The organism is Streptomyces uncialis (assembly GCF_001905345.1).
GTDB lineage: Bacteria > Actinomycetota > Actinomycetes > Streptomycetales > Streptomycetaceae > Streptomyces > Streptomyces uncialis.
This window is the reverse complement of sequence record NZ_LFBV01000014.1, coordinates 22832-48436: the sequence shown is the minus strand read 5'-3', so window position 1 is coordinate 48436 and position 25605 is coordinate 22832. Positions and strand designations below refer to the sequence as shown.

At 72.8% G+C, this 25605-nt stretch carries 28 protein-coding genes and 1 pseudogene; 22 read left to right on the top strand and 7 right to left on the bottom strand.

Annotated features, from left to right (window positions below):
* Position 1 precedes the first annotated feature (1 nt).
* Entirely contained in the window at positions 2-625 is a 624-nt protein-coding gene (locus AB852_RS37230) for an NAD(P)-dependent oxidoreductase (RefSeq protein WP_073796059.1), read from the bottom strand.
* Between the two features lie 59 nt (positions 626-684).
* Between AB852_RS37230 and AB852_RS37225 the strand changes: the two genes are divergently transcribed.
* Both AB852_RS37225 and AB852_RS37220 read left to right on the top strand, forming a co-directional pair.
* The gene (locus AB852_RS37225; protein ID WP_107499468.1) at positions 685-1101 is read left to right on the top strand and encodes a winged helix-turn-helix transcriptional regulator; all 417 of its coding nucleotides are present in this window, start codon (positions 685-687) and stop codon (positions 1099-1101) included.
* 208 nt (positions 1102-1309) lie between these two features.
* Positions 1310-1831, top strand: a pseudogene (locus tag AB852_RS37220) (methyltransferase domain-containing protein); the annotation flags it as partial.
* Positions 1832-1903: 72 nt separating this feature from the next.
* On the opposite strand, the gene AB852_RS37215 reads toward AB852_RS37220, so the two are convergent.
* The 3 genes from AB852_RS37215 to AB852_RS37205 are packed head-to-tail and all read right to left on the bottom strand — an operon-like array spanning position 1904 to position 3150.
* Positions 1904-2128 carry a DUF397 domain-containing protein gene (locus tag AB852_RS37215; protein WP_073796055.1) on the bottom strand — a complete coding sequence of 75 codons (225 nt, stop codon included), beginning with the start codon at positions 2126-2128 and terminating at the stop codon, positions 1904-1906.
* A complete protein-coding gene (locus AB852_RS41240) occupies positions 2109-2246 on the bottom strand; it encodes a DUF397 domain-containing protein (RefSeq protein ID WP_245877078.1) in 138 nt (45 codons plus the stop codon). Before AB852_RS41240 ends, AB852_RS37215 begins: the two co-directional genes overlap by 20 nt.
* Entirely contained in the window at positions 2203-3150 is a 948-nt protein-coding gene (locus tag AB852_RS37205; protein WP_073796050.1) for a helix-turn-helix domain-containing protein, read from the bottom strand. Before AB852_RS37205 ends, AB852_RS41240 begins: the two co-directional genes overlap by 44 nt.
* Before the next feature lie 188 nt (positions 3151-3338).
* Between AB852_RS37205 and AB852_RS39100 the strand changes: the two genes are divergently transcribed.
* From AB852_RS39100 to AB852_RS37190, 4 genes are all read left to right on the top strand, one after another.
* Positions 3339-3527 (top strand): hypothetical protein, encoded by a 189-nt coding sequence (locus AB852_RS39100; protein ID WP_245877073.1) that lies wholly within the window; start codon positions 3339-3341, stop codon positions 3525-3527.
* Complete coding sequence (locus AB852_RS39095) at positions 3524-3844, top strand: DUF7848 domain-containing protein (RefSeq protein ID WP_245877072.1); 321 nt, start codon at positions 3524-3526, stop codon at positions 3842-3844. Before AB852_RS39100 ends, AB852_RS39095 begins: the two co-directional genes overlap by 4 nt.
* 357 nt (positions 3845-4201) lie before the next feature.
* The gene (locus AB852_RS40165; protein ID WP_178391213.1) at positions 4202-4366 is read left to right on the top strand and encodes a hypothetical protein; all 165 of its coding nucleotides are present in this window, start codon (positions 4202-4204) and stop codon (positions 4364-4366) included.
* Positions 4367-4421: 55 nt separating this feature from the next.
* Positions 4422-5951, top strand: coding sequence for an asparagine synthase-related protein (locus AB852_RS37190; protein WP_073796048.1), 1530 nt, complete (start codon positions 4422-4424; stop codon positions 5949-5951).
* Between the two features lie 6 nt (positions 5952-5957).
* On the opposite strand, the gene AB852_RS37185 is transcribed toward AB852_RS37190, so the two are convergent.
* Entirely contained in the window at positions 5958-6506 is a 549-nt protein-coding gene (locus tag AB852_RS37185; RefSeq protein WP_073796141.1) for a GNAT family N-acetyltransferase, read from the bottom strand.
* A 230-nt stretch (positions 6507-6736) separates the two neighbouring features.
* Between AB852_RS37185 and AB852_RS37180 the strand changes: the two genes are divergently transcribed.
* The 9 genes from AB852_RS37180 to lysA all read left to right on the top strand — a co-directional run bounded on the left by AB852_RS37180 (position 6737) and on the right by lysA (position 14658).
* Entirely contained in the window at positions 6737-7291 is a 555-nt protein-coding gene (locus AB852_RS37180) for an RNA polymerase sigma factor (RefSeq protein ID WP_073796046.1), read from the top strand.
* Positions 7288-8130 (top strand): zf-HC2 domain-containing protein, encoded by an 843-nt coding sequence (locus tag AB852_RS37175; RefSeq protein WP_073796044.1) that lies wholly within the window; start codon positions 7288-7290, stop codon positions 8128-8130. The genes AB852_RS37180 and AB852_RS37175 overlap by 4 nt, the downstream gene beginning before the upstream one ends.
* Before the next feature lie 369 nt (positions 8131-8499).
* The gene (locus tag AB852_RS37170) at positions 8500-9306 is read left to right on the top strand and encodes an ABC transporter ATP-binding protein (RefSeq protein WP_073796042.1); all 807 of its coding nucleotides are present in this window, start codon (positions 8500-8502) and stop codon (positions 9304-9306) included.
* Entirely contained in the window at positions 9303-10694 is a 1392-nt protein-coding gene (locus tag AB852_RS37165; RefSeq protein ID WP_073796040.1) for a hypothetical protein, read from the top strand. Before AB852_RS37170 ends, AB852_RS37165 begins: the two co-directional genes overlap by 4 nt.
* Positions 10691-11281: a hypothetical protein gene (locus AB852_RS37160; protein WP_073796038.1), complete on the top strand. Its 591-nt coding sequence runs from the start codon at positions 10691-10693 to the stop codon at positions 11279-11281. Before AB852_RS37165 ends, AB852_RS37160 begins: the two co-directional genes overlap by 4 nt.
* A 222-nt stretch (positions 11282-11503) precedes the next feature.
* The gene (locus tag AB852_RS37155; RefSeq protein ID WP_073796036.1) at positions 11504-11905 is read left to right on the top strand and encodes a hypothetical protein; all 402 of its coding nucleotides are present in this window, start codon (positions 11504-11506) and stop codon (positions 11903-11905) included.
* 156 nt (positions 11906-12061) lie between these two features.
* On the top strand, positions 12062-12700 hold the full coding sequence (locus tag AB852_RS37150) for a class I SAM-dependent methyltransferase (RefSeq protein ID WP_073796033.1): 639 nt from the start codon (positions 12062-12064) through the stop codon (positions 12698-12700).
* Positions 12701-12956: 256 nt separating this feature from the next.
* On the top strand, positions 12957-13307 hold the full coding sequence (locus tag AB852_RS37145) for an SAV_915 family protein (RefSeq protein WP_073796030.1): 351 nt from the start codon (positions 12957-12959) through the stop codon (positions 13305-13307).
* A gap of 4 nt (positions 13308-13311) precedes the next feature.
* Positions 13312-14658 (top strand): diaminopimelate decarboxylase, encoded by a 1347-nt coding sequence (lysA, locus tag AB852_RS37140; protein WP_073796028.1) that lies wholly within the window; start codon positions 13312-13314, stop codon positions 14656-14658.
* Positions 14659-14817: 159 nt separating this feature from the next.
* Here the strand turns inward: lysA and AB852_RS37135 are convergent, their stop codons facing one another.
* The gene (locus tag AB852_RS37135; RefSeq protein WP_073796026.1) at positions 14818-15471 is read right to left on the bottom strand and encodes a histidine phosphatase family protein; all 654 of its coding nucleotides are present in this window, start codon (positions 15469-15471) and stop codon (positions 14818-14820) included.
* 403 nt (positions 15472-15874) lie between these two features.
* Here AB852_RS37135 and AB852_RS37130 point away from each other — a divergent pair, with 403 nt between their 5' ends.
* The 6 genes from AB852_RS37130 (at position 15875) to AB852_RS37105 (ending at position 22409) form a co-directional block, all read left to right on the top strand.
* A complete protein-coding gene (locus AB852_RS37130; protein ID WP_073796024.1) occupies positions 15875-16105 on the top strand; it encodes a CbtB domain-containing protein in 231 nt (76 codons plus the stop codon).
* Between the two features lie 19 nt (positions 16106-16124).
* The gene (locus tag AB852_RS37125) at positions 16125-16961 is read left to right on the top strand and encodes a CbtA family protein (RefSeq protein WP_073796022.1); all 837 of its coding nucleotides are present in this window, start codon (positions 16125-16127) and stop codon (positions 16959-16961) included.
* A gap of 278 nt (positions 16962-17239) precedes the next feature.
* A complete protein-coding gene (locus AB852_RS37120) occupies positions 17240-17638 on the top strand; it encodes a DUF6507 family protein (RefSeq protein WP_073796020.1) in 399 nt (132 codons plus the stop codon).
* Positions 17639-17643: 5 nt separating this feature from the next.
* Entirely contained in the window at positions 17644-19857 is a 2214-nt protein-coding gene (locus AB852_RS40160) for a hypothetical protein (RefSeq protein ID WP_073796018.1), read from the top strand.
* Positions 19854-20879: a hypothetical protein gene (locus AB852_RS37110; protein WP_073796016.1), complete on the top strand. Its 1026-nt coding sequence runs from the start codon at positions 19854-19856 to the stop codon at positions 20877-20879. Before AB852_RS40160 ends, AB852_RS37110 begins: the two co-directional genes overlap by 4 nt.
* Before the next feature lie 120 nt (positions 20880-20999).
* A complete protein-coding gene (locus AB852_RS37105) occupies positions 21000-22409 on the top strand; it encodes a DUF6177 family protein (RefSeq protein ID WP_073796013.1) in 1410 nt (469 codons plus the stop codon).
* Positions 22410-22458: 49 nt separating this feature from the next.
* Here AB852_RS37105 and AB852_RS37100 read toward each other — a convergent pair whose 3' ends face one another.
* Positions 22459-24519 (bottom strand): alkyl/aryl-sulfatase, encoded by a 2061-nt coding sequence (locus AB852_RS37100; protein ID WP_079185212.1) that lies wholly within the window; start codon positions 24517-24519, stop codon positions 22459-22461.
* Between the two features lie 348 nt (positions 24520-24867).
* Between AB852_RS37100 and AB852_RS37095 the strand changes: the two genes are divergently transcribed.
* A complete protein-coding gene (locus AB852_RS37095) occupies positions 24868-25509 on the top strand; it encodes a Crp/Fnr family transcriptional regulator (protein WP_073796011.1) in 642 nt (213 codons plus the stop codon).
* The last annotated feature ends 96 nt before the right edge of the window (positions 25510-25605 follow it).

The following is a 25605-nucleotide window of genomic DNA, read 5'->3' as shown; positions in this document are numbered from 1 at the left end:
TTCACCTCGTCCGCTCCGGTCGTACGGCGGTGACCCCCGCGTGCGTCCGGTGCAGGGTCGGGGACCCGATCTCGTCCAGCAGGGCGCGGGCGAAGTCCGCGGGGGCGATCCGGTCGTCCGGCGCGGCCGGGGCGAACGTGTACCCGCCCGACGGGACGCCCTCGTGGTCGAAGTCCCCCGCCGGGCTCAGGACCACCCAGTCCAGGGCGTCGGGCGCGGCCACGCGCAGCGCCTCGGTACCGGCCGCGTGTCCGGCGCTGAACTCCCGCCACTGCGCGGGGAAGCCTGGGCTGTCCATCAGCAAGTTTCCTGTGGGGGAGGGCTGTACGGAGGCGATGCCGACCGAGACCAGTCGCTTCACCCCGGCCGCCGCTAGCCCTTCCGCGACGGCCCGGGCGACCGCCGGGAAGAAGGTGCCGGGGGCCGCCCCGGGGTCGTACACGGCGACGATCGCCGCGTCGTGCCCGGCCGCGAGCCGCGCCACGGCCGCCGGGTCCGTCACCTCACCGTCGGCCCGCCGGGCTTCCGTCACCTCATGACCCCGCCGCCGGGCCTCCGCCACGGCCGCCCGGCCGACCCTGCCGCCCGCCCCGAACACGATGATCCTGCCGTTCCTGTTCTCCATGGCCGGGAGCGTAGGCCGCGCGCTGGTTTCCGTCCGGATACCGCTCTACGGTGTAGGGCATGCCGAAGCCGCAGGCCGAACAGGCCCCGGGCGCAGCTTCCCTGGCGCCCCTGGACCCCGGGATGTTCGACCCCGTCTGCCCGTCCACGCTGGTGCCGTTCCGCGTCGTCGACAAGTGGGCCCCGCTCGTCCTGCGCTGTCTTGAGGACGGTCCGCGCCGCTTCTCGGAGCTGCGGGTTCCGCTGCGCGGCATCACGGCCAAGTCGCTGACCCACTCGCTGCGCGCCCTGGAACAGGACGGTTTCGTCGTCCGCGCGGAGCACGAGGGGGCGCCGCGCCACGTCGAGTACGCCATGACCCCGCTGGGCCGGGGTCTGCTGGGCTCGCTGGACACCGTCTGCGCGTGGACCCGGGAGCACTGGGACGAGTTGCTCGACGCGCGTGAGGCGGGCCTTTCGCGGGCGGACGTGCGCTGACCTGTCCCTGGGCGCGGGTGCCGGCGTGGCCCCCGGTCATCTGAACCGGTTGCCGGACGTGGGCCTGTCGTGGGTCGGTTGTGCCGGTTGCGGAGAGGGGAGCGCGGGCGGGGCGGTGGCTCCGGCTGAGGGCTTGTGCGCCGGTGCGTCGTCCGTCGGGTGACTGCTAGACAGCTTCCACTCGGACGCGTCGGGCTTCCGTCAGCAGGACGCCGTCGCCCGGCTCGTCGTCGCCCCGGACGGCCGGTCCGCCTCCGGACACCTCACCGGACCCGTCGAGTTCATGAAGCTGCGGTCCCAGCGCGGGCCGGACCCCGACCACTCCTCGTATGTCGGCGGCTCCGTCCGTGACAGCGCCGACTCGACCTCCGTCACCGAACTGACCGAGTCGCGGTACCTCGGTGAAACCCCCTTCGCCGTACAGCGGTTCGTCCTGGGGCTGCGACTGCGCGGCTGCCGTCACGTCGTCGCCGAACGCCGTGACGGGGCCCGGCCCGTCTGGCTGTACGGGCTCACCGACCGTTCCTGGGCGTGCGCGCTGTTCCGTGACGGACACGCAGACGCGCCCGTCTGGCAGGGCGGGCCGCGCCGCCTCTGGGACGAGGCGGAGGCCGCGTACGCCTGGTGGCGGGACCGGGGAAGTCCCGGCTACGAACGGTTCGGCCTCACCGTCACCCCGGACGGCACGCGGGCATGGCTCGATGAGCCGGAACGCTCCTGGGCTGTGTGACCCGTGACCGGTGCGGGACCCGGGCGTGTGGTGCTCGTGCCGCCCTGGTCCCGCCCGGTTCGTACGGTCCGTTCAGGCGCGGGTGTCCGTCGCCGTCCAGTCCACCAGGCGCGTCCACGCCTGGTGGGTGAGGTGCAGTACGGGGTTCCCGGGCCGGGTGCGCTTGCTGTCCCGTACGGCTACCTTGCCGTGGACCTCGGCGTCCTCGGGTGACCACTCGACGCAGTTGCCGCCGTCGTTCCCGCTGTGGCTGGAGCGGTGCCAAGTAGTGGTTCTTTCAGGCTGTGAAGTCGCCATCCTTGACTCCCGATATGAACGTTGACCACGCCGTGTGCGTGACCATCAATGCGGGGGCGTGCGGGATCTTGGAATCACCTACGGGGACGAAGCCGGGGATACCTGGGGCTACTTCGATGCAGTCCCCGCTGTTGTGCCCGCTGTAGCTGCTCTTGAGCCATGTCGCGTTGAGACCGTGCTTGGCCATGGTGCCCGTGTCCTTCCAGTACTTCGCTGATCAGAGCGGCGGACTCCCGGGCCGACAGAGCGTCTGCCCTAAGCACATCATAGAGCTGGCTGTGTTGTGCAAGGAGTGCTGGATCGTTGCCGAAGTGCCCGCGATCCAGGGACTCCGAATAGACCCACTGTTCGCCGTCGGGCAGCGTGATCAGCGACATGGAAGCGTTGGGACGCAGGACATCTGGTTGGTGGGACGGGGCCACCTGAATCCGGATATTGGGCAGCTTGCCCACGTTCAACAGGTATCTGCACTGGTTCTGCATCACCTGTGTGTTCCCCACGACATTCCGAAGACAGCTCTCGTCGATGACCACGACGAGAAGCGGCCCGTCGGGCGCGAGGAAGCGTTGCTGTCGGCTCAATCGTGCTCGGGTACGGTTCTTGACCTCGTCGTCGTCATAGACCTGTGCGAACAGGGCGTGGGCGTATTCCTCTGTTTGCAGCAGTCCTGGAATGAAGTGGGTTTGGTAGGCCCGCACGGCAACGGCTTTCGCGTCCATCTCGACCCGCCGTTGGAACCAATCCGGATACTCCACTGCCGGGTACCAGTCGATTCGGCCCCACAGCTGTATCAGCACCCCGCCTGTGCAGAGCACCTCGTCGCACCTGCGCACGAAATTGTCCTGCGGGACGCGGGTGCCTGCCTCGACACGTGCCACCAGGGAGCGGTCGCACGGGATCTGGCCGGCGAGGCCGTCCTGGGTGAGGTCGGCGGAGCGTCTGAAGTGGCGGAGTACGTCGCCGAAGACCCCGGCCGTCGTGGCGGCTTCTGTCGATTCCCCCGTGGCGTCGCGTTGGCTCACAAGGGTGCCCCTTCCGTGACATGGATCAGTGGAACGCGCGCGGCATTGAGCGGCGCGGTTCCGCTGCGCAACGCTGCACGTACGAACAGTAATTGAGCATCCGTCGGGTGTGGGCGGGTTCGGCGTACGGAGTGCACATGGTGAAGCAACTGGACACGGACGGCACGGGATTGGAAAGAGGTGCTGTCGTGTTCGATTCCGAGCGGCGGAAGGTCGGGGAGTACCAGGACGAGTCCGGGCCGTACGCGGTGCTGCGGCCCCTCGGTGGGGGACGGGAGTGGGAGGCGGAGTTCGGGCAGCTCAGGGTGGCCACGGCGGAGGAGCGGCTGAGCGCGGAGCTGCGCGCGGCGAACGAGCGATCGGAGCGGCGGCCGTGAGCGGGGCGGGCGGGACGGGCGGCTTCGGCGGTACGGGGCCGGGGCCGCGTCGGCGGTTGCGGCGGGTGTTCCGGTACGTGCCGTTCACGATCGTGCAGGACCCGACGGCGGAGCCGGAGTACGCGGCGCGGTGCGTGTCGGGGGCGGAGGCGGACTGCGGGGCGGAGTCGGGGGCGTGGGGCCACCCGGCGGACGTGGAGGACTGGCAGCGGCTGCACACGCAGGAGACCCGGCATCTGCGGTACCGGCGGACGTTCTCGGACTACGCGGTGCTGGAGCGGTCGGACGGCGTGCCCGATTCGGCGGGGTGGACATGAGGCACGTGGGTACGGGGACGGGTCGGCGCAGGTCGCGGCGGGGCCGTCGGCGCAGGGACCCGTACCGGCGCCGGGTGCGGGTGACCGCCGACGGGGTGTTCTGGGGCGGGGTGCTGATGGTCAGCACGGTCACGGGGCTGCTCGGGGTGATCGTGATGGCCGCCTTCCACCGCACGCCGCCCTGACGGGGGTGGGGGCCGTGTCAGGCAGGTGAGGACCGTTGGCTGTCGGCTCTCATCGGCCAGGTATCGGCCAGTCCCATGGCTGAGGCGTTCGTGCGTTCTGTACAGGTTCGTCGGCGGTCAGTAGCGTCCGGGGGCGCCGAGCGCGTTCCGCCCCATTGGAAGGTGGTTCCCCGTGACCCGCGATTTCGTCCCTCCTCCGCGCCGACGCAGGACGTTCGATGAGCTCTTCGCCACGAAGACGGTCAAGCGTGTCCAGACCCCCGCCGAGTCCCATGAGTACAAGAAGGCCCAGGGCTCGTCGGACGGTGCTCATACCTACGACACCACGTCCATCTGACTGATCCTGTCCGCAGCCCGACCCGCTCGGGACCGGCGGTCCGACTGGAGTGCCCGTGCTGACCTTGCGCCTCACCCCCTACGCGGATGGCACCTGGCGGTGGCACCGGGACAGATACCTGACCGGTGACCGCCGCAGTGAGATCGTTCCGGTGGCCCACTCGATGACCGAGCAGCTGGCTGTGACGGACGGGCGCCGAACCCTCCTGGTCGTCCGGGACGTGTCCGCTGCGGAGTACGAGAGGGCTCGCGGACTCGCGGAGGAATGGCCGACCGATTACGTCCTGGTGGAATCCGTCCCGGACGAACCGGTCCAGGTTGTCGCCGGGGCCTGCCGCAGCACCCCGCTCTACCTGGCCTCCGATGCCGATACCCTCCACGGATCATGGGATATGGGGGACCTGCGTCGGTATGCCGGAGCCCTCAACGCCAGGGAGGCCACGCGTCTGCTGCTCTACCGCCCTCGCTACAGCCACGACACGCTTTTCACCGGTATCCATCGGCTCACAGAGAGGTCCACCGCCTACTTCGGTGGTCACCTGTTCCTGCGGTACCCTGCCCCGGCCCTTCACTCCCGGCCACGGGAGCTGGCTCCAGGCGCCGATGTCGAGGCCGCCTTCGTCCAAGCCTTGGATGACGCCTTGGACCTCCGGCCCCTGGACCCGGACCGGTGCCATTTTCATCTGACAGGTGGGTTCGATTCGGCGACGGTGGCCACCCGTGCCGCGCAGCGCTTCCCCGGCCGGCTGGGTACCTCGGCGCTGTTGATCGGCGGACCTGGGCGTCCGCAACAGATCCGCCGCAGGAGTGAGATGCGCTCAGCGGTCGTCTTCGGCCGGTGCGACGAACTGGTGGACGCCTTGCGTTACTTGCCGTTGCACCCCGAATGCCTACGAGTTCAAGGGGAACCGATCAGCCCGTACGAGGACCCCCTGCATTTCCCCTTCGTGACTCTGGCCCAGCGGATCACCGGCAGCGGGGCACACGCTGTCTTCACCGGAATCGGTGGCGACGAGATGGTGGCCCTGACCCAGGAGGAGTATCCGCATCGTGCGTCCGGCTCGCTGAAGGACGCGGAGTCCCTGCCCTGGCTGGGCCCACGTGTCGGCCGGCTGGCGCCCTACGGTGACGAGGGGATCGCGCCGGCGGCAGCGGTGAACAGCATGACCCTGTTGTCGCTGGAGAGCGCGGCTCCAGTGATTCTCCGCGCGGGGCTGTGGCCAGTGCATCCGTTCGCCGACACCGGGATGGTGACCCTGGGCGAGGCCCTGCCGATGGACTGGCGTGAGCTCAAACAGCTCCAGCGCCGCCGCCTGGCTTCTCTCGGCATGAGCAGCGCCGTGACCCATCCCCCCGAACGGGAGAGTTTCGCGGAGGTCGTCGAAGAGGCGCTGATCTCACATGGCGCGGACCTGCTTGTCGGCATGTTGGCATCGGGCTCGCCCCTCCTGGACTCGGGGCTCATCGACCCCGGAGGGCTTCGCGACGGGGTACGAGAACTTCGGCATGGGGCTTACGACGAGATGCGCCATTCCCAGCTGATCGAGGTCGTCCACCTTCATCTCGCGGCAACGGCATATCTGTGAACCCGGCTATGCGTAGGGGAGCGTTGTCCCGTCGAACCTGTCCTGAAGGTCCTTGACCGGCTCGGCCCGCCGCGCCATCAGGTACATCGGGCCACGGGACTTCCGCATCTCGTGGACCACCGCGAAGCCCTGGTGCTGGTAGTACGTCACCAGGCCGGGGAAGCGGCAGCCGCGCCTCAGCCAGGTCTTGCCCTCCTGGAAGGCGCGGTCCAGGGCCCAAAGCGCCAGCAGTGTGCCGGGCTTCCAGGTCCGGACGGCGGGGTCGGTGACCGTCGTGTACAGGTACAGCGAGGGTTCGCTGAGTTCCTGTTCCGTCCACGCCATGGGCGGAGTCGAGTCCGTCACGGTCGTACAGCCCACGGGTCTGCCGTCGGCCTCAAGAATCCACATCGATCCGTCCGGGTTGGCCGTCAGTGCGCTGACCAGTCCGGCATCGTCGCGCCAGCTCGGCAGTCCTCTCTCCTCCAGCCAGTCCGACCGCGCGAGGACGAGCGTCTCGACGGCGGACGCGTCGCCGGACGTGGCGGGCCGGACGCCGAACCGGAGCGAGGGCATCGGGTTCCGCCGTTCAGCGTCCGGGCTTCCCTCGGACCCAGTTCCGACCGGCCCGGGGACAGCCTGTTCATCCATGTCGGTCACCGTACCGAGGATCGGCCGTGGCGCGGGGTGCTTCTCCACCGCCGCGACCGTCACCCTTCCCGGGCCCCGGTCCGGGGGACGTGACCCGGATCACGTCCCCCGGAAAACCTCGCGGCCCGTCACCGCGTCTAGCAGGTGTGCAATGGGTGAGGGCGGCAGCGCCGGAGGAACTGGACGAGGAGCGGCTGCTCCGGCGGGTGGCGCGGGGTGACCGGGCCGCCTTCGAGGAGCTGTACCGGCGTACGTCGCCCTGGCTGGCGGTACGGCTGGGGCGGCGCTGTGCCGATCAGCAGATCGTCGCCGAGGTGATGCAGGAGACGTATCTCGCGGTGTGGCGGGCGGCGGGTTCCTTCGCCGGGGGCCGGACCGGGGGGAGCGCCGTCGGCTGGCTGTGGACGATCGCGGCCCGCCGGCTCGTGGACGCGTTCCGGCGCCGGGCCCACCACGCGCAGCCGCCGCCCGCCGCCGCCGCGCACCCCGTGGCGCCCGCCGCCGAGGAAGAGGCGCTGCGGGGAGCCGTCGGCGGTGACGTCGGGGACGCGCTGCGGCGTCTCGCGCCGGAGCTCAGGGACGTACTTCAGGCCATGGTGCTCGACGGACTCTCCGTCCGCGAGACCGCCGTTCTGCTCGGACTGCCCGAGGGAACGGTCAAGACCCGCGCCCGCCGGGCCCGGACCGCGATGCGGGAGGCGCTGTCATGAACGCCGAACACACCTCACCCACCTCACCCCCGTCCCACGCGTCGGCGCGGCTCATCGCCGGGTACGCGCGCGGCGACACGGACCTCGTCCCGGACGAGGTGTGGGCCCTGGAGGCCCATCTGGAAGGGTGCCGGAGCTGCCGCGACCGGCTGTCGGACGCCGTCGACGCCGGGGCACCGGCCGTCGCGGCGCTGACCGCGTCCGTCTGGTCCGACCTCGGGCCCCAGCTGGCCGCCGCCGTCCCGGCGCCACCGCGCCGCCGCCGCGCGCGGCTGTCGGTGTGGACGACGCCCGTCATGACGCCGTGGCTCGCCATGGTCCTGGCCGTGACGCTGCTCGCCCTGCTGCTGGACCTGGTGGGCCCCGGGCCCGGCCAGGTGTCCCTGATGCTGCTGCTCGCTCCCGTCCTGCCCGTGTGCGGGGTGGCGGCCTCATGGTCACGCGGCCTGGACCCGGCGTACGAGCTGACCGCGTCCTCGCCGAGAGCGGGGCTGCAACTGGTGCTGCGGCGGACGGCCGCCGTGCTCGCCGTGGTGATCCCCGCGCTGCTGGCGGGGGGATGGGCGACGGGGGTGATGGCCGCGCAATGGCTGCTGCCCTGTCTGGCCTTCACCGCGGCGACCCTGGCGCTCGGCGGGGTGATCGGGGTGACCCGGGCCGCCGTCGCCGTGGTCGCGGTGTGGGCCGTCGTGGTGGCGGCGCCGACCCTGGCCACCAGCCGTACGGCCGTCGCGCTGGAGCCGGAGGTCCTGCCGGTGTGGGGGCTGGTCTTCGCGCTCGGCGCGGGTGCGGTGATCGTCCGCAGGGGCGCGTACACCGTGCTGGGGGCCCACCGTTGAAGCCGGACCGTTCGGACCCCGGCCGCTGAACCCCGGCCGTTGACCTGATTGCTGGGGGCCTGCCGCTGAACGCCCGGCCGTCGGAGCCCCGTTCCTGAGTGCGGCGGTCTGCCGGAGCCCTGTTCCCGGTTCCGGCGTACCCGTTACCGCGTCGCCCCAGGTCCGGTTCCGGCGTGCCTGCCGGACGCCCGGCCCGGTTCCGGCGTGCCCGTTTCATGCCCCCATGCCCCCATGCCCCCATGCCCCCATGCGTGCTTGCGGCGTGCGGCGTACCCGTCCGACGAGAACCTTCGGGCCAAGAGGCAAAAAGCGACACACAGCGACACACAGTGACAGACATAGACAGACAGAGAGAAGGGGAAGCGCGTCATGCGTGCAGTGAGCGGGGCCGACATCGCCCCCACCGCCTACGCCTGGGAGATCCGGGCGAACGGGCTGAAAGTGAGGGCCGGACGGAAACGGATGGCCGTCGACGGGCTCGATCTGACCCTGGGCACCGGCGTGCACGGGCTGCTCGGTCCCAACGGGGCGGGCAAGACCACCCTGATCCGGGCCCTGGCCACCGTGCTGCGGCCCGCCGGAGGCGAACTGGAGCTGCTCGGGGAGTCCGTGGCCGGACTGGGCGAGCACCGCGCGCTGCGCCGCCGGATCGGGTACCTGCCGCAGGAGTTCGGCTACTACAAGCGGTTCACCGTCAGGGAGTTCGTCGAGTACATGGCGTGGCTGAAGGAGGTGCCGAAGGCGGACATCCCCGCGGCGGTGCAGCGCGCCGTGGAGCGGGTCGGCCTGGCCGACCGCGCCGACGAGCGGATGAAGGCCCTGTCGGGCGGGATGGTGCGCCGGGCCGGGATCGCCCAGGCCATCGTCAACGACCCGTCGATCCTGCTGCTGGACGAGCCGACGGCCGGGCTGGACCCGGCGCAGCGGCTGCGCTTCCGTGAACTGCTCCAGGAGCTGGGGACGGACACCTGTGTGGTCGTCTCGACGCATCTCGTGGAGGACGTGGCCGCCGCCTGCACCGATGTGGTGCTGTTCGCCGAGGGGCGGCTGGTCTTCCAGGGCACCCCGCGCGAACTGGCCGAGGCGGGCGGCCCCGACCATGTGGGCGACAGTCCGCTGGAGCGCGGCTACTCGGCGCTGCTGGCCGGACCGGTGGGGACGAGGGGTGCCTGGTGAATCCGCGTATCGCACGTATCGAACTGCGGCGCTCCGCCGCCCCGTGGACCGGGGCGGTCGTCCTGGCGGCCGCGCTCGCGTTCCTGTGTCTCATACCCGGACCGTGGTCGACGGGCAGCGCGCTGTGGACGGCCCAGTGGACCTCCATGGCCATGTGGACCCGGCACATGCTGGTCTTCCTGTGGCCGCTCGCCGTGGGGCTCGGGGCGCTCCAGGGGCTGCGTGACCGGCGCTCGAAGATGACCGAACTGCTGGCCGGCACTCCGCGTCCCGCATGGCACCGGGCGGCCGCCCAGGCGGGCACGACGGCGTTCACGCTGGTCTCGGCCTTCGCGCTGCTCCTCCTGGTGGGCGCGGTACTGGTGCTCGCGGGTGACGCCTCGTACTTCCACCTCGGCTGGCTGCCCATCTCGCTGGTGGGGGCGCTCGGGCTGGGCGCGGGAGCCGTGTTCGGGATGGGGGCCGCGCGTGCGATGCCGTCGATCCTGACCCCGCCCGCGCTGGCCGTGGCCGCCCTGATGGTCACCAACTTCCTGCGGCACCACCGGTCCTCGGACGCCGAGGTGCCGCTCGCCCTCGTGCCGAACCCGGTCGCGCTGTTGGCACCGACGGTGGCGGAGGTGCACGAGACGCTGCTGACGCTCTCCGCCCCCGTGCATCTCGGGCAGACGGTCTGGCTGCTCGGCATGGCCGCGACGGGTGTCGCGCTGCTGGCGGCCGCGGGCCCGAGGGCCCGGCTGCTGGCCCTCACGCCTCTGGTGGTGGGCGGGGTCTTCGCCCTGCTCCTGTTCCCGGCCGGCCCGCGCGACACGTACGTCGTCGACCGGGAAGCGGCGGCGCAGGTGTGCGACGGGCCGGTGTGCGTGACGACGGTGCGGCAGGCGCGGCTCGACGGTATGGCGGGCCCGGCCAAGGAGGCGCTGCGGCTGCTGAGCGGCGCGCTGGGGGAGCGGGCGCCCGTCGGTGTCCGCGAGACCACCGTCCTGCGGGCGCTCAGCGCCACGCCGGAACGCCCGCGTGACTCCGTGCTCGTGGACTTCGACGACGGGGCGCTGGCCGGTGCCCGGGGCGAGCGGCTGACCCGGTTCCTGATCGGGCAGGGCATCGTCCCGCTGTGCAGCCCCCGCAGCCGCACCGAGAGCGGTACGTGGGAGGACGCCGCCGCGCAGAGCATCGCCGCCGCGTGGGTCCTCGGGGAGCAGCCCCGGCCGCTCGGCGGGACCATGATCTCCGCGAAGGGCCAGGCCGAGACGTCCGGTCCGGTGTGGAAGCGTTTCAGCGCGCTGCCGCGGGCGGAGCAGCGGGAGCGGATCGACGCCGCGCACACCGCCGCGCTCTCCTGCAAGGGCGACGCGCTCACCGAGCTGAACGGCGGTGCGCTCCGGTGAGATGGCTGACGCTGTACGCGCGTTCGCGGCACGCGCCCGCCTCGCTCGCCGTGGTGCTGATCAGCGCGCTGGCGGTGTGGGCGCTCGCCCGGACCGGCGACGGGAAGCCGTGGAGCGGATGGCTGCCCGTGCTGGTCCTCGTCGCGGGGGCGGCGGCGGTCTCGGTCGGACTCGGCGGGCAGGACCCCGCGCTGGAGCGGACGGCCGCGATCCGCTGGATGCCCCGCAGGGTGGCGCACGTACTGCTCGGCGGTGTGCTGATCGGCGCGGTGCTGCTGGCGGTGCAGACGATGGACGGGCAGCAGACCTCCCCCGCCCTCGTCCTGCGCAACAGCGCGGGGCTGATGGGGCTCGTCGCCGTGGGGGCGGCCTGCTGGGGGAGGCAGTACGCGTGGACGCTGCCGTGCGTGTGGCTGGCGTTCTCCATGGTCGTCCCGCCCTCGGCGGACGTGGTGACACAGGTGCTGACCTGGATGCTGCTGCCGTCCGGCACGGCGGTCGGTACGTGGACGGCCCTCGTCCTGGCCGCCGCGGGGACCGCCGCCCACGCGGCCGTCGGCGTCGGGGGCGGGGTCGCGCGGCGCTGACGGGGTCGGTGGTGGGGGTACGCGGTGCTGACGGGGAGTGCGGTGTGCGGCTGGGGACCGGTGGCGGGTGGGTGGGGCGGGGTGCCGGTACGCGGGGTGGGTGCGGTACGCGGGGCGGGCTGACAAGTTGGCGGGCGGGACGGCGGGGTGGCGGGACGGCGGGGTGGCGGGATGGCGCCCCGGGGTTGACCTCAACCGCGGTTGACGTTCGAGGATCGGTCCATGACCACCAGTGACGACGCCATCCTGCTCTTCCACAACACCATGCGGATCACCGACGGACATGTGGAGGGCTTCCGGGAGGCCATCGCCCAGGCGGTGGGGTTCGCCGAGCGGCACGGGCCCCAGCTCATGGTCGAGGTCTTCGTCGACGAGCGGCGGATGACCGCCCACAGCTTCCAGCTCTTCCGGGACTCGGACGCGGTCCGCACGCACTGGAAGCTCGCGGACCCGTACATCCAGGGGGTGATGGAGCACTGCCGGGTGGAGCGCTTCGAGGTGTACGGCGAGCCGGACGACGACGTGCTGGCGGGGGTGCGGGCGGGGATCGGGGACGGCGAGCTCGCGATCGCCCCGCGTACCGCCGGTTTCCTGCGCTTCGGTGGCGGGGCGGCGGGGGCTTAAGGGGCCGGTCACCGGTGTGAAGGGGAAACCGTGCGGTGGGGACTCCGGGGCGCGGTTATTGCCGGACCGGCAACAATGTTTGACGTTTCCCGGGGTGTCCGGCGAGCTTGGGGGCAGGTGCCGCAGGCATCGCGCAGCCGTCACGGAGGAGCCTCGATGTCGATCCCGCAGATCACCGACCCGGCGGAGTTCTGGGAAGACCGCTACCGTTCCGACGCACGCGTCTGGAGCGGCAACCCCAACCCGCTGCTCGTACGGGAGGCCGTCGGCCTGGCGCCGGGCACCGCCCTGGACCTGGGCTGCGGTGAGGGCGGTGACGTCCTGTGGCTGGCCGCGCGCGGCTGGCGGGTGACCGGCGTCGACATCTCCGCCACCGCGCTGGAGCGGGCGGCGGCCCATGCCGCGGAGGCCGGTTTCGCGGACCGGGTCGCGTTCGAGCGGCACGAACTCGGGGTGACGTTCCCGCAGGGAGGCTTCGACCTGGTCAGCGCCCAGTTCCTCCAGTCGCCCGTGGCCCTGGACCAGGACGGTGTGCTCAAGCGGGCCGCCGGGGCGGTCGCGCCCGGGGGCACCCTGCTGATCGGTATGCACGGCGGCTGGCCGACCTGGATGGAGAAGCACGAGCACCCGTTCGACGCCGACTTCCCCACCCTCCAGGGCGTCCTCACGGCCCTCGACCTGCCGGACACCTGGCGCGTGGACACCCTGGAGGCCGTGGAACGCCCCTCACCGTCCCCCGAGGGCAAGCCGGGCACCCGTGCGGACAATGTGTGGCGGCTGACCCGGACGGTGTGAGCGGCTGGCGGTCCGCTTTCGGTGGGCCTGGGCCGACCTGCGTATACGTGTTCGCAGTGGCCCGGCGCACGTGTTCGCGCGGCAGCCGTTCGGGGCGCCTCGCGTATGGCCTGTGTCAACGTCCGGGCCCGGGGCGTCAGCGTCCCGTCAGGGGGCGGGGCGTGGGCGGTGGGGGCGGGGCTAGCGTCGTCGGACAGGTCCCGGACACCCACCCGGGACCGCCCCGGGCACCCGCCCGGAACCGACGGAGGACCGTATGCCCGACACGCCCCTCACCGACGACCCCGAACCCGCCGAACGGACCCCGGCCGGACCCCCGCGCACGCTGTACGTGCCGGTCCGGCCGGGGTCCGCCGGGTGCTCGGCCCGGATGTTCCGTACGCCGCTGGGCGAACGTACGGCCGTCGGGTTCACGAGTGCCGACCGGCTGGTGGCCGCCCTCGGCGGCGGACAGCCCTGGGTCAGGCTCGCCGCGACCGCGCTGCGCGCGCTGACCGCACCGCTCGGGGTCGCCCGGATCACCGTGGACCCCGCCTTCGTGGCCCCGGTCGTCACACCGGTGATCCCGGTCGCGCCCGTCCGCGCCGCCGCACTCGTGGAGGTCTGACGCCATGACCGCACTCGACACCGCCCCCGCCGCGCCCGTCCGCCGGCCCGAGGACCTCTCCGTCTGGCCCGCGTCGGCCGGGCTCCTCGCCCACGGCGACCTCGCCGTCGGCGGGGTGTCGCTGGCCGGGCTCGCCCAGCGGTACGGCACCCCCGCGTACGTCCTGGACGAGGGCGAGGTGCGCGAGCGCTGCCGCCGCTACAAGGCCGCGTTCCCGGAGGCCGAGGCCGAAGTCGTCTACGCCGCCAAGGCGTTCCTGTGCCGGGCCATGGTCAACTGGGTCCGCGAGGAGGGACTCGGGCTCGACGTGTGCTCCGCCGGAGAGCTCGAACTCGCCGTGACCAGCGGGTTCCCCGCCGACCGGATCGTCCTGCACGGCAACGCCAAGAGCCCGCACGACCTCGCGACCGCGCTGCGCCTCGGGGTCGGACGCATCGTCATCGACAGCGCCTCTGAGGTCGCGAGGCTCGCCGCCGCGGTCGGCCCCGGCGGTACGCAGCGGGTCATGGTCCGGGTCGTGCCCGGGATCGTCGCCGGAGGGCACGAGAAGATCCGTACCGGCGGCGAGGACCAGAAGTTCGGGCTGTCGCTCACCGACGGGTCCGCCCAGCACACCATCGCGCGGATACTCGACCAGCCCCAGTTGCGGCTGACCGGGCTGCACGTCCATCTCGGGTCGCAGATCACCACGGTGAAGCCGTATCTCGCGGCCGTGCGCAGGGTCGTCGGGCTGATGGCCGCGCTGCGGCGGCGGCACGGGCTCGTGCTGCCGGAACTCGACCTCGGGGGCGGCCACGGGATCGCCTACCGGGCCGGTGAGGACGCCCTCGACGTGACCTCCCTCGCCCGCAAGGTCCGCGCCGAACTGGCCTCCGGATGCGCCGCCGCGGGGATCGGGGTGCCCCGGCTGATCGTGGAGCCGGGGCGGGCCGTCGCCGGTCCGGCCGGGGTCGCCCTGTACCGGGTGCTCGCCGTGAAGCGCACCGGCAAGCGGCTGTTCGTCGCCGTGGACGGGGGCATGAGCGACAACCCGAGACCCGCGCTGTACGGCGTCCGGTACGCGCCCCGGCTCATCGGGCGGGCCTCGCGCGCCGAACCCGCGAACGTGACGGTCGTGGGACGGCACTGCGAGGCCGGGGACATCCTCGCCGCCGAGACGGCGCTGCCCGGTGACGTCCGCCCCGGCGATCTGCTCGCGGTGCCGGTCGCCGGGGCGTACCAGCTGTCGATGGCGTCCGGCTACAACCTCGTCGGCCGGCCGCCCGTGGTCGCCGTACGGGACGGGCGCGCCCGGCTGCTCGTACGCCGTGAGTCACTGGAGGACATGTGCGGACGGGACGTGGGGGTGTAGGCCGGGTACGTCCGCGGGGGTGGCCGGGGGTGGGCCGCGGTGGGCCGTCGTGCCTCCCCCGGCCACCCCCGCCCGTTCGTCCGCCGGTCCTTCGGTGGTTCCGTCGTCCGTCGTTCCTGGGGGTTCCGCCGTGCTCATGTGTCGCGCGGGCCGGGGCGTTCAGTCCAGGGCGCGGGCGACGCGGAGGTTCCAGCGGCCCGACCGGCCGGTGAGTTCCACGGCGCCGAGGGGTTCCACGTCGAGGCGCCGGAACGCGGGGGCGGGCAGGTCCAGGGCGTGGGCGACGGCCGCGCGGACGACGTCCGGTTCGACGACGGCGACCAACCGGCCGGTACCGGAGCCGCGTTCCGTGTCCCGGGTGGTGTCCAGCCAGGCGCCCACGCGGGTGCGCAGGCTCAGCAGGGACTCGCCGCCGTGCGGGGCGGCGGCCGGGTCCGACAGCCAGCTGACCAGGGCCTTCGGGTCCTCGGCGGAGACCTCCGCGAGGGTGCGGCCCCGCCAGCGGCCCATGTCCGGCCCGGCCAGCGCGGGCACCTCCTCGGACACCTCCCCGGGCGTGGGGCCGGGCGCCGGAGCGGCGTCCGGGGCGGGTCCCCGGAGGGCGTCGGCGGTCGCGCGGCAGCGGTGGGACGGGGACACCACCCAGCGGGCCGTCCCGCGCGGGAACGTGCCGCGCAGGGCCGCGCCCGCCCCCGCCGCACGGGCCAGCGCCGCGGGGTCCACGGGGCCGTCGCCGGAGAACCGCGCCTCCCGCAGATCCCGGCCGCCGGCCGGGGCGATCAGCGTCAGCCGGATGGTCGTCGTACCGCTCATCTCAGTGCCTCGTTCCCGTCCGCCGGACCCGTGGTGCCGGTGCGTCCCGGGACGGCCCTCTTTCCCGGGCCCCGGCCGCGCGGTACGTTCTCGTGGCGCTTGAACGGGCAACCAGCCGGGCGCGGTCAGTGACATCGGCCGACGACGGCCGGTCGACGACGGTCAGTCGGTGGCGTCCAGCCGCTGACGGACGGTCGGGGACAGGCGGTCGGCGGCAGAGGGCGTGACCTCAACAGACAACCGACGAGGGCGGGACGGAAGCCGGTGGGACTCCGGCACGGTCGCGCCACTGTAAGCCCGTACGGCCGCTCCCCGGGAGGGGACCGGTGGGCGGAGTCAGACCCGTGGCCCTCGTCACCCGCACCACCGAGCAGGGACGCGAGTTCCCCAGGAGGTCCTTCATATGGCGCATTCCGCCGTCCAGCCGGGTGTCTCACCGGTCTCACCCGTCGTACTCCCCGACAAGCTCCCGCTGAAGGTCATCGCGCCCTGGGCCGTCTTCGGCGGGGTGCTGATGCTGATACTGCTGTACTTCGTCGGCGCCGAACAGGGCGCCGTGGCCCTGGTCTCCGGCGAGGGCGTGCACGAATGGGTGCACGACGCACGCCATCTGCTCGGCTACCCCTGCCACTGACGGAGGCAGGACAGCGCTCATGAATTCCACCACCGTCAGACAGCTCCTGGTGCGCGGGATGCTCGCGGGACTCGCCGCGGGCGTCCTCGCCCTCCTCGTCGCCTACTTCCTCGGGGAGCCGCAGGTCGACGCGGCCATCGCCTACGAGGACGCGCACGCCTCCGGCCACGATCACGGCGCCGCGGAGCCCGGCGCCGGACCCGAGCAGGAGGAGGCGCCGCTGGTCAGCCGGGACGCGCAGGCCACCGGCGGACTCGCCACCGGCATCCTCCTCTACGGCGTCGCCTTCGGCGGGATCGCGGCCCTCGCCTACTGCTACGCGCTGGGCCGCACCGGCCGGTTCTCGCCGCGCGCCACCGCGCTGCTGCTCGCCGTCGCGGGACTCGTCGCCGTGTACGTCGTCCCGTTCCTCAAGTACCCGGCGAACCCGCCGGCCGTCGGCGCCGACGACAGTGTCGGGCGGCGCACCACCCTCTATCTGCTGATGCTCGTACTGAGCGTGCTGCTCATGGTCGCCGCGGTGATCCTCGGACAGCGGCTCGCGCCCCGGCTCGGCAACTGGAACGCGACGGTCGTGGCGGCCGTGGCCCTGATCGCCGCGATCGGCCTCGCGTACGCGTTCCTGCCCTCGGTGAACGAGATGCCGTCGGACTTCCCGCCGACGGTGGTGTGGAAGTTCCGCGTCGCCGCACTGGCCGTCCAGGCGACCTTGTGGACGGCGTTCGGCCTGCTCTTCGGCGAACTGGCCCAGCGGTTGCTGGCACCGGGCCCGGCCGCTCCGGCGTCCGCCACGGGCCGGGACACCGCCGCCGACCGGGACACCGCCGCCGCGGGCCGAGGGGGGACGGCCGGGTAGCGGGGCAGGTCCTCGCGGCTCTTGTACGGCGTCCCGGGGGTTGGCGGGGCGCCGTACGGGGTTTCTGGGGACGTGAGGTGGGGGCCGAGGTGGTGGCCGGGAGGCGCTTGTCGGACGGTGTCTGTCCGGAACGGGGCGGATCGACGGCTCTGTCAGTGGCGTCTGAGATGCTGGAATCCGCTCGCCTGAACGGGATGTGACGATGCGTCATGTCATCTAGGTCAGGTGGGCGGGGGGCAAGGCACGCAGTCCGGCAGCGGCTCTTCCTGGGGGAATAAGTGACCAAGTGGGACATCGATCCTGGCGGAGTGGCGTCGATCCTGTCGCTGGTGGGCCTCGCCGCCGATGACATGAGCAAGGACGTGAAGGGGTACGGCGAGGCCGTGACGGACGCGGCGGCATGGGCGGGCACCATCAGCGGCCCGTACTGCGGCAGCGCACCGGCCGGTCCGGTGGGAGTGGCCGTCGCGACGTTCGCCTCCGACACCGAGGCGAAGATCAGGTTCCTGGCCGCCCGGACGAAGAAGTCGCTGGACGGCACGGTCCAGGCGACCACCGCCTACGTCACCGGCGATCTGGACATGGCCGCCGACGCCCAGCGCGAGGCGGCCAAGGCGCCGGACCCGGCCGAGCTCAGAGCCGTCGCGCAGAAGGACGACGGCCAGGGCGGGGGGTAGCCGGCGTGATCTCCCCGGGTGGCATACCCCAGTACACCGGCGACTTCGCCGAACTGACGCGGTCCGTCGAGCGGCTGCGCACCCGTGCCGTCGGCATCCGCGAGGGCGGGCAGGACGTGCACTCCCGGTTCCAGGCGACCGCCGGGTACTACGAGGCCCCCGAGGCGGAACAGCTCTTCGCGTCGACCGCACCCGTCATGGACACCGCAGAGGAGTTCGCGGGGAACATCGAGGCACTGGCCGACGCGCTGGAGACCTTCGTCGCGCAGGCCAGGCCGTACGCCGACCAGCTGCGGCAGCTCAAGCAGGACGCGTTCGACTTCGTCGAGGGCGTCGCGGACGACGACGACTGGACCGAGGACCAGGACAAGGTCGACGAGCACCAAGGGCTCATGGACGGTGTGGCGGCGGCCCGCGAGGGCTTCCAGACGGCGGAACGCGACGCTGCCAACGAGATCGCTGCGATCAGCCCGGTCATGTGCCGCCCCGACTGGGCCGTGGACGACGGTACGCACGCTCCGGGGATGTACGGCCAGGACGCCGCGGCCCTGAAGGGCGCCGGAGACCTGCCATGGGGAAGCCCGGAGGGGCTCACGCACGAGCGCTGGAGCCTGGGCTGGTGGGGCCAGGGCGCCAAGAGCTGGGCGTGGGACGGGCTGGTCAAGGACAGCGTCTGGGGCGGGGTCCAGGGCCTGGGCACCCTCGCCGGGTTCGACGGGGACCAGGCGCGCGACGACGCGTGGAACGGGCTGCGGCGTACCTTCGTCGGCGGCTACGCCTACGGGATGGACCTCGTCGGACAGGACGAGCACCTGTCCGGCTGGCAGCGCGGCAGCCAGCAGTACGCCAAGGAGTTCGGCAAACAGTTCATCGCGTACGACATGTGGCAGGAAGATCCCGCCCGCGCCCACGCGGCGGTGTCGTTCAACCTGCTCACGCTCGGCGCCGGTCCGCTCGCCGCAGCCTCGAAGCTCGGCAAGGGTGGTGTGGCCGCCAGGTCGGCGGGGGTCATGGGGCGGATCGGTGACGCCCTCGATCCGCTCTCCGGCGGTCTGAACGCCGCGAGGGCGGTCGCGGACCTGCCGAAGGTCTCCCAGGCACTGGCGAACATCAGCGACAGCCTGAAGTTCCCGCCCCCACGGTTCCCGGACGGTGCCCTCGACCTGAACGACCGGTACCGGGTCGACAAGGACGGCACCCTCGTCCCCCTTGATCCGGGCGGCAGCCCCAGCACCGGCCCGGTCGCCCGTGAACCCTCGGCCGCTGAGCGCGGCGCGGAGCGTGGAGCGGATGCCGCGCGGGAGCGGAACCGCGCGCGGGAACCGGAGTTGGTCGGTGCGGGGGGCCGGGGGCCGGAACAGTCCGGGGGTTCCGGGGCTGGTGGGTCCGGCGGTGCCGGGGACGGTTCTGATGGGGACGCCGGTGGTGGCTCCGGTGGGGACGGCCCGGGGGGTGGCTTCGGCGGGCCGGAGGGTCCCGGTGGGGGTGGCGAGGGGGGCGGCGGGGGCGGTGGTCCTGCGCGGCCCGGTGGGCCGTCACCCGGGGGGGAGCCCGCGCCGATGGTCCGGGGCGGTGAGACGGAACAGCGCTTCCGCGAGGCGGTCAAGGGCATGCCGGGCGCCAAGCGGCCGAAGCCCGACGTCCTCGAACGGGTGCTGGACCGGCTGGCGGCCGCGCCCGACGGTGAGCGGGTGGCCGAGGTCGTCGCGTCAGGCAAGTTCAGCCAGAGGACGAACTTCAGCGTTGTCGTCTCCGCGCTCGGCGCACGGAGGGAGGGGATGTTCGGGCCCGCCGTCGACCAGATCCTCTTCGCCGAGGACCTGGTGCGGAGCGGAATCCCGGCACGCACCATCGACTTCGATCACCAGGTCCCGGCGACTTCCGACCTGGACGTCCGCATCGTCGACGATTCCGGAGAGGTCTACGGGTACCAGATGAAGCACCTCAAGGACCCGCTCGACCCTCTCGCCGAGATCACCCGGAAGAAGTACCTGGTGCAGCTCACGACATCCACAGCCGACCACAAGGTGCTGCTCGTGGACGCGGCACGGGGAACGCGTGCGGACTGGATGGCCGACGGTTCCTACGATGCCCTCATGGACATCCACCGGGGCGGCCGCGGCGGCAATGGTAAAGGCGTCGTCTTCGTCATACGCCTGGAGGAAGGATCGCTCGTGATCCCGCCGGGCAGCAAGACCGATCCCAAGGACATGCTGTGATCACTTCAAGGGACCCAGTCGGTGACTGGACATGGGGAATCGATCCGCCGGCGGACGCGGGCGCCGTCCCGCCCTCCCGCGCGGCGGAGATCGCCTTCCAGGTGCGGGAGATCCTGGCACGGTACGAGCTGGCGGTGCCCACCGGAAAGGTCGACTTCCAGGTCCGGGCCACGTCCGACGGGCGGGACACCCCCGTCGATGCCGAGGGGATCGCCTGGGAGGAGGCGCCGCTTGCCCCGGGAACGGCACTCTCGCGGATCGCGGCGCGGGCCGATGAGCTCCAGGAGTGGTTCATGGTGTTCCTGGGCCTGCAATGCCCCGGGATCTGGGTGGAGTCGGGGGTCAAGCACCGTGCGGAGAAATTGTTCAGCATCTACGTCTATGTCCTGAGCGGCGGGTCCGTCGTGGTGACGCTGTCGACCTACTCCGACGCATGGCTGACCCTCGACACCCGTGAGCGTGAGCAGACGGACATCCACGCGGCGAACGCGCCCCGGCTCGCGGCGGCCTTGGCGGACATCTCCGCGCTGATGGGCGGACCGCCCGACCCCGGGGACCAGAACCGGCACGCGGCGCCCACGGAGACAGGGTTCGAGGACCAGCGGGACGAGGGCACCGCCTTTGTGGACTCCTGGGGAACGTTCGAGATCCTGGCGCGGAACGGGCGGATGTATCCCGCCGCGTCATCGGCCGAGGACGAATACGAGGTCTTCACCGAGCACCCCGTGCGGTACCTCGCGGTGCGGCGTGGTGAACGGGTCCTCGGGTACCTCTGGGTCTCCGTCGCCGGTGACGCCGTCGGGTACGAGCCGCGGACCGCAGCCGGTGACGAGGCGTTCGAGGCCGGGGCGCGGTGGGTGGCTCTGCTGGGCGCGGCCCACCGGGAGGGGCTCACGGCGATCGCCGCGTTCGAACGGCTTCTCGGCCTCCCGCCCGAGGAGGAGAGGGGCACCTTCGCCGGACGGACCCCGGAGGAAGCGCCTTCGCTGGACGCCTTGCAGGACCTCTCCGGCCGCTACTAGCCCTCCCCGTGCCCCCTTGCGCCGGCACCGGTTGCCCGGAGCCGCCTCCCGGAGGCACGTCGGCGGCACCTCCATGGAGCCTCTGTACGGCCCCGCCCAGAGCCCTTCGGAAGGCAGCGGATGACCCAGGACGCCATAGCCCTGACCCCCGTGATGCCGGACATCAGGACCCTGCTGGCCGCCTTGTACGCCGGGGGTCCCGATCTGCGGGTGAACCGGGCGGCGGGCGGCGCTGTCGCCCAGCTGTGCACGGACGACGGGCAGGTGCTCGTCTCGCTGGAGGCGCCCCGGTTCCTCCAGGTCCCGGGGGAGGTGGCGAGACTGCTCGGGCCGGGGACCGCCGCCGACGCGCCCGTGTGGTGGACGGAGGCACGGGCCACCACGGCGTCCGGCGAGGCCGGACGGCTGGCCGGGGCGATGGCCGGACGGCTGTCGGCCGTGCTCGGCGGCACGGTCTGGCCGCCGGAGGCCGCCCGTACGGACATCGTCAGCGTGCCGCCCCGCACCGGTGCCGTGGTGCCGGGCGGTGTCGACGTGTGCACGGAGCGGACCCTCGTCGTCATCCAGGACCGTCCCGTCGTCGCGGCCACGGCATGGCTCACGGACCTGATGCGCACCTCCGTCGCCACCGGCCGTGAGCTGGGTGTCGTCACTCCGCCGGACACCCGGCTCACCATGGCGGCACGCGGTCTGCTCGACCGCGGGCCCTTCCGCTGGGTCGTGTCCGACCCGGGGTGCGGCTACTACGACGGACTCACAGGAGTGGTCCTCGGCTGGGTGGACGGACGGTTCGTCCCGGCCGCCGGACCCGACGGCGAGCCTTGCGTCGCGGACGCCTTCCACACCCGGCCCGGCGCGGGGGACGGCGCGCGGCTGGCGTTGTCGATCCGCACCCTGCGTCCCGCCGACGGACAGCTCGTCCTCGGCGGTGCGCTGGAGCACGTCTGCCGGGTGCTGACCGGAGCGCCGCCCGCAGGCTGGTCCACCGCCGAGCCCGTCAACGTTCCCTGGTCACCACGGCAGTTGACGGACCTCGCGCGGAGCCGGGCCCGGCGTTCGCTGCCTACCTGGTTCGCCGCCGTCGGCGGGCCCGGCCGCCCGCTGGCCGCCACCGTCCGCGTCGCCCACACAGCGGCCGGGATCGAGGAGCGGATCACCGTGACCGTGCCGCACCAGGCCGGTCACGCGCCGCCCGTGGAGACGCTCGCCGAAGTGGCCGGGACCCTGGCGCAGCGGCACGACCTCGCCACGATGGTCACCGAACTGCGTGCCGGGCGGACCGACCTGACCACGCCGGCCCGCTGGGAACCGCCGCCGGTGCCGTGCTCGGTCACCCTCGGCCCCGCTGCCGTGGCCGCGGCGGGAGCCGCGCGCCTGCGGCGCGCGCTGCCCGATGTCGCCCCCGACCCGCTCGGACCGCCCAGGGCTCCCGCCCTGCACTACCCGCTGGGGGACACCGCCCCGGCCGAAGCGTGGCGGCGTCTGGGACGGCTGCGGGACGTGCTCGGCGGTCCCCCGGGGACCGGCTGACCCGTACCGGCCGAGGTACCGGCCGACGCGCCCCCGAGGGCCCACCGGATCACGGGGTGACGATCGCGAAGTCCGGGTCCGGGGTGTCCAGGACGGACAGCAGGGTCGTGAGGACCGCCGGGTCGCCGGTGTGGCGGACGGTGCTCAGGTCCGGGGGGTCCGGGGAGGCCGCCGCGTCCGCCAGGAGGGCCAGGAGCTGGGGGCGGGTCAGGGTGAGGGCGAGGTCGGTGTCGTCCACGGGGAGGGTGCTGCGGGTGTGGGTCAGGACGCCGTTGCGCAGGGTCATCCGGTACAGCTCGCCGAGGTCGGTGAACGTCCAGCCCAGGGTGACCGAGTGGTCCCACGCGCGGGGGCCGTCCACCCGGATCGCGAGCGAGTCGAACAGCTGGCCCACGGTCAGGGCGCCCGCGAGGCTGCCCGCCCCGATGATCGTCGGCTTGACGCCGTGCCGCAGTTCGTCGGCGCCCGTGAGGTAGCAGTTGCGCCAGGTCGCGTTCTCCGCCCCGTACGCCAGCTTCTCGTAGACGGTGGCGAGCAGTTCGCGGGCGTCCGCGCTGTCCGGCGCGGCGAACACCGCGTGCTTCAGGAGCTGCGCCGCGAACCGGAGGTCGCCCTCGTCCGCGTACCGCCGGGCCTTCTCCAGGACGGCGTCCGGGCCGCCGACGCAGTCGACGTACCGCTTGGCGCTCTCGGTCGGCGGATGCTCCCACAGGGACGACGGGTTGCCGTCGTACCAGCCCATGTACCGCTGGTAGACGGCCTTCACGTTGTGGCTGACCGAGCCGTAGTAGCCACGGGTGTGCCAGGCCCGCGCGAGGACGGGCGGGAGTTCGATCAGCTCCGCGATCTCCGGGCCCGTGCGCCCCTGGTTCGTGAGCCGCAGCGTCTGGTCGTGGAGGTACGCGTAGAGGTCCCGCTGTTCGGAGAGGAACCGCCGCAGATCGTCCTTGCCCCAGGTGGGCCAGTGGTGGGAGGCGAAGAGGACCTCGGCGTCGTGCGTGAACAGCTCGATCGCCTCGGTGAGGTACCGCGACCAGATCCGCGCGTCCCTGACCTGGGCGCCCCGCAGGGTCAGGATGTTGTGCAGGTTGTGCGTCGCGTTCTCCGCCATGCACAGCGCGCGGTGCTCCGGCAGCAGGAAGTTCATCTCCGAGGGCGCCTCGGTGCCCGGTGTCATCTGGAACCGGAACCGCACCCCGTCGATCGTCTCCTCCTGGCCGGTGTGCCGGATCTCCAGGGTCGGCGCCAGCAGCCCGGTCGAACCGGTCGACGCCGTGAAGCCGAGTCCCATCCCGATGAGGCCGGCCGGGCCGCGCACCAGGTTCGATCCGGAGTAGTACGTGCCGCGCCGCAGCATGGCCGTCCCCGCGAAGACGTTCTCCGAGACGCTGTGCGCCAGGAACCCCTCCGGGGCGACGATCGGTACGTCGTCCGCCGCAGAGATCACCCCGAGCACCCCGCCGAAGTGGTCCAGGTGGGAGTGGGTGTAGACGACGCCGGTCACCGGGCGGTCGCCGAGGTGGGCGCGGTAGAGGGCGAGGCCCGCGGCGGAGCACTCCGCGGAGACCAGCGGATCGACGACGATCACCCCGCGCTCGCCTTCGATCAGCGTCATGTTCGACAGGTCGTAGCCGCGGATCTGGTGCACCCCGTCGGTGACCTCGTACAGCCCCGCCCGGGCGCACAGCTGCGACTGGCGCCACAGACTCGGGTGGGCGGTGTCCGGGCAGTCACCCCCGAGGAACGCGGTGGAGCCGAAGTCCCAGACGACCCGGCCGGGGTCGTCGGCGGCGGTGATGGTGGGGTGGGCGGGGGAGGCGACGAGACCACGGTCGGCGTTGACGAAGTCGGTGGTGTCCGGGGAGTCGGTGGAGTCGGGGGAGCCCGGGGAGTCGGTGGAGTTGTCGGGGGCGGCGGCCGGGTCGGCTGAGGCGGTGGTGTCGGTCGCGTTGGCGGGGGCGGCCGGGTCGGCGGGGGCGTCCGGTGCGGCGGGGGTGGGCGGCCCGTTCGCGGTGCCCGGGGTGTTCCCGGCGGGCGGGGCGGGGGTGCCGTCCGGGGTGCCGCCGGTGGCCGAGGGGTCGTGGGGTTCGGGGGTGTCGGGGGCCGTCATGGGTGCTCCGTCCGTCCGCTCGGGGGCGTGGCCCGGTCCGCCGCCGCCTCGGTCCATGGGAACAGGTGGGGGAGCGGGGCGCATGTCGGTGGGGGCCGGAGGGTGGAGTGCCCCGTACCCGCTGCCGTCCGACCCGGGTGGCCGCGCTCGCCGGACGGCCGGTGCCACCGAGGGCTCCGCCCGGGACGCGCTCCCGCGCGCCGCCCGCTTTCCCCGGAGTCCCCGCCCCTGGATTCTCCGTCCCCGGGTCGTCGTCACCGGGGTGCGGACCGGGTACGTCTTCGCCTGGTACGTCACACGTGGCAGGAGGCCGGACACGTGGGGGGCCGGATACAGGGAAGGCGACGGGTGCTGTCCGACGACGTGTGGTGCGAGTTACGGGGCCAGGGAACACCGAAGGTCTTCCGGGAACGCGGCGTGATGCTGCGCCAAGGGTCCCCGGGTACACATCTGCTGGCGCTCACGGCCGGGCTGGCGAAGGTCGTCCACCGGGAGCCGGGCGGCGCGGTGACCTGGCTCGCGTTCCGGGGGCCGGGGGATCTGCTGGGCGAGGTCTCGGTGTTCAACGGCACCGCGCGGACGGCGGAGGTCGTCGCCCTGACCCCTTGCACGGCCGTGGTCCTGGAGGCCACGCGGTTCGTACGGTTCGTCGAGGAACGGGGCCTGGTGATCCATCTGATGCGTGAGGCACTCGGCAGGCTCCGGGAGTCCGACGCCCACCGCGCCGAACTCCTCACCGCGCCGCTGCTCGTCCGGCTGGCCCGGACGCTGCTGCGGCTCGCCGAGTTGACCGCCCCGGGCACGGGCGCCGGGACGGTCCGGCTGACGGGCCTCAGCCAGGAGGAGATCGCGCAGGCCATCGGGGTGACGCGGAACGCGGTCGCCGACGGTCTGCGGCAACTCCGGGCGGACGGTGCGGTGGAGACGGCCCGCCGGGTCGTCGTCATCAAGGACACCCGGCGGCTGCGGCGCTTCGCCGCCATGGACTGAGCGCCGTCCCGGTGTGATCCGGGGCACGCGGGAAGTGCCCAGCGCTGTGCACTTCGTCCCGGGCGGCGGCCGGATGCTCGATGTGTCCGGTCCCGC